The following is a 2,879-nucleotide window of genomic DNA, read 5'->3' as shown; positions in this document are numbered from 1 at the left end:
CAATTGAACGCCCCTACATTGAACGCCCCTACACCGGATACACCCCGCGATCCGAATAATCGGTTCTCTGTCATTTCGCCAAAAAATAAATCGTTGTCCGTGATTCTCCGCACCTATAAAGCGGCAGTGACAACACGTTGTCGCGAAATGAATCGTTATGATTTTGTGTGGCAACGGAATTATCACGATCACATCATCCGCAACGAACGCGAATGGAACGCGATTGCGAAATACATCTATAACAATCCCGCGAATTGGAACGCGGATCTCGATCATCCATCAAATCTGAAAAAGGGTCACGCGCCAAGGAACATTGCCGATTATTTGCGTGACACAGGACTGGATCATGCCCACACCCAAACGAAGTGACATTCACATCGGCGCGCGCGTGCAAATCGTCGAAAAACAAAATCAACCGACCGGCAAATTGACTGAAGGCATCGTCGCGCGCATTCTCACGAGCAGCGCCAAGCATCCGCACGGCATCAAGGTGATGCTCGACGATGGCAAGGTCGGGCGCGTGCAAGCGATTCTCGAAAGCTAATTTTTCCACGAAAGACAAAGGGCACGAAAGAAAACTTGGGCGTCCCTCAAGTCTGTCGTGGGCAATCCACGCTTTCGGATTTTGGACAGTTCGAGTATAATTCGCGCGCCCAATAGTTGGTTCAAGGTCATGCAGTATGGTATTGATTGACAGCGACATCGGCAGGATTACTTTACCGGCACTATCGGTCGGAGAAATCACGCAACCGAATTTCTTCGTCCGCGATATTCCGGTGTACGGCGATTTGATTCTCGCGCCAATGGACGGCTATTCCGATTTGCCGTTCCGTTCGATTTGCCGCGCGCTCGGCTCGGCGATTTCGTACACCGAATTCGTCAACGTGGATGAGGTCTCGCGCCGCAAGCCCAAGCCGGAGACGATTCGCAAACTCGAGTACACTCCGCACGAGCGTCCCGTAACGTTTCAGATTTACGGACACCAGGAAGATCGCCTCGTCGAAACTGCGAGCGTGGTGGAAGAGATGAACCCAGACATCGTGGACGTGAACATGGGTTGCTACGTTCACGACATTGCCGAGCGCGGCGCGGGGTCGGGCATGTTGCGCGACCCCGGAAAAATCGCACGCGTGATTGCGCGGATGGTCCAAGCATTGCGCGTGCCGGTCACTGCGAAAATTCGCCTCGGCTGGGATGACACTTCGCGGAATTACATCGAGGTCGCGCGGATTCTCGAAGACAGCGGTGCGTCGCTCGTCGCGGTGCATGGGCGCACGAAAGCGCAAGCGTTTCGCGGCGCGGCAGACTGGGACGCGATTGGCGAGGTCAAGCGCGCGGTGAAGATTCCGGTCATTGCGAACGGCGACGTGAAAACGGTCGCGGACATCGCGCGGATCAAAGCGCAAACCGGGTGCGACGGCGTGATGATCGGACGCGGCGCCATCGGCAATCCCTGGATTTTTTCGCGGCGCGATCGCGACCAGGTTCCCATCGAGGAAAAAATCGCGCTGTTACGCAAGCATCTCGCGCTCAATCTCGAATTCTACGGCGAACGCGTCGGGCTGATTTTGTTTCGCAAACACGCGTCGCGTTACATCGCGGGATTGTACGGCGCGGCGGAAATGCGCTTTCGTTTACTGACGTGCAACAACATCGAGGAATTCGACCGCATGGTCGGGGAGATACAAGACGCCGATCACAACCGGCGCATCATCCATTCCAGCGAGAACGCATAGTCAAAGCGTTTCCAGATTTGCAAAATCGTCCAGATCAATCCAAGCATCAACACGATCCACATAAGATGACTGATTTCCGGCGTAACGACGATCGGGTGAAAATCAATGCGCTGTAAAATTCGCAGCGTGACTTGTTGAATGTAGTAGCAGGTCAGCGAGATTCGCCCCATCAACACCACCGCGCCGCCGACGCGTCCATCGAAGCGTTGGTTCTTCAAAACATAAACGGCGATGAAATGGAAACTGGTTAGCGCGCCAATGCGCCACAGCACATCCGCGAAAAAAATCGCCGCGCCATCGCGCGCGAAATTCCCCGCTAGTGCGCCCACGCCCATCAGACCCACCGCCATCGCGACCGACAAGAACACAGCGCGCATGGACGCGGCGACTGGATTCGTCGGACAGATCGCGCAGTACGCGTAACCCATGAGAAAGTACGGCGCGTAGAGCAGAAAGGGAAACTCGCCGACGAACAAGACATTCGTCGCCCATGCCGCAAACGCGCCGATCAAGTACACCACGAGTGCGGCACTGAACCGATACCGGGTCACAAAGGCAAGCAACGCCATCCCAATGTACGCGACGCCGATATCCTGGATCATCGTCCACTCTAGATAAAAACGCGCTTTGATAAGAATACTGATGAGGACGGTCAACCCCAGCAGAAACACACCGCGCTTGAACAAACGCGTGGGCGGGTACCATTGCAGAAAAAACCATACGCTCGCGCCGGCAAGATAGAGGAACGCTGGCGCAACGAATGCACCGATCGCAAAGACGACGTTGGCATAATCCGTCATCGGGGTAGGTCTGTACGGCAGAAAGAAATGAAAGACGACCATCGCGACGATATTCGCGCCGCGCATTAAATCGAGTCCAGGTAGACGCGCCGTTGAGAAAAGTTGACGATTGGACATAACTTTAGATTGCCACGCTCCGCTATCACGCAGTCAATTTGGCAGGATCGTGTGATAGCCACTCTGTGCCTGGCGATTGCTCGATGACTAGTACAGCTCGGCATAAATCCTTCGGTAGTTTCTAAACGGTGAATACACGGACGTTCAATGAACTCAAATTGGACATCCTGACAATACCGTGGCATATTTTATGACAGCGCGCGAGCGACTCCCACTCGAGTTGAAT

At 54.5% G+C, this 2,879-nt stretch carries 4 protein-coding genes; 3 read left to right on the top strand and 1 reads right to left on the bottom strand.

The window, feature by feature from the left end; all coding sequences use genetic code 11:
- The first annotated feature begins 147 nt into the window (after positions 1–147).
- The 3 genes from HY868_03400 (at position 148) to dusB (ending at position 1,736) form a co-directional block, all read left to right on the top strand.
- Positions 148–369 (top strand): hypothetical protein, encoded by a 222-nt coding sequence (locus HY868_03400; GenBank protein MBI5301158.1) that lies wholly within the window; start codon positions 148–150, stop codon positions 367–369.
- Complete coding sequence (locus HY868_03395) at positions 347–544, top strand: YwbE family protein (GenBank protein MBI5301157.1); 198 nt, start codon at positions 347–349, stop codon at positions 542–544. Before HY868_03400 ends, HY868_03395 begins: the two co-directional genes overlap by 23 nt.
- A gap of 136 nt (positions 545–680) precedes the next feature.
- Complete coding sequence (gene dusB, locus HY868_03390; protein MBI5301156.1) at positions 681–1,736, top strand: tRNA dihydrouridine synthase DusB; 1,056 nt, start codon at positions 681–683, stop codon at positions 1,734–1,736.
- Here dusB and HY868_03385 read toward each other — a convergent pair.
- The gene (locus HY868_03385; protein ID MBI5301155.1) at positions 1,697–2,653 is read right to left on the bottom strand and encodes a hypothetical protein; all 957 of its coding nucleotides are present in this window, start codon (positions 2,651–2,653) and stop codon (positions 1,697–1,699) included. The genes dusB and HY868_03385 overlap by 40 nt on opposite strands.
- Positions 2,654–2,879 lie beyond the last annotated feature (226 nt).

It is taken from the genome of Chloroflexota bacterium, from assembly GCA_016219275.1.
Lineage (GTDB): Bacteria > Chloroflexota > Anaerolineae > UBA4142 > UBA4142 > JACRBM01.
This window is presented reverse-complemented; position numbering and strand designations above follow the sequence as displayed.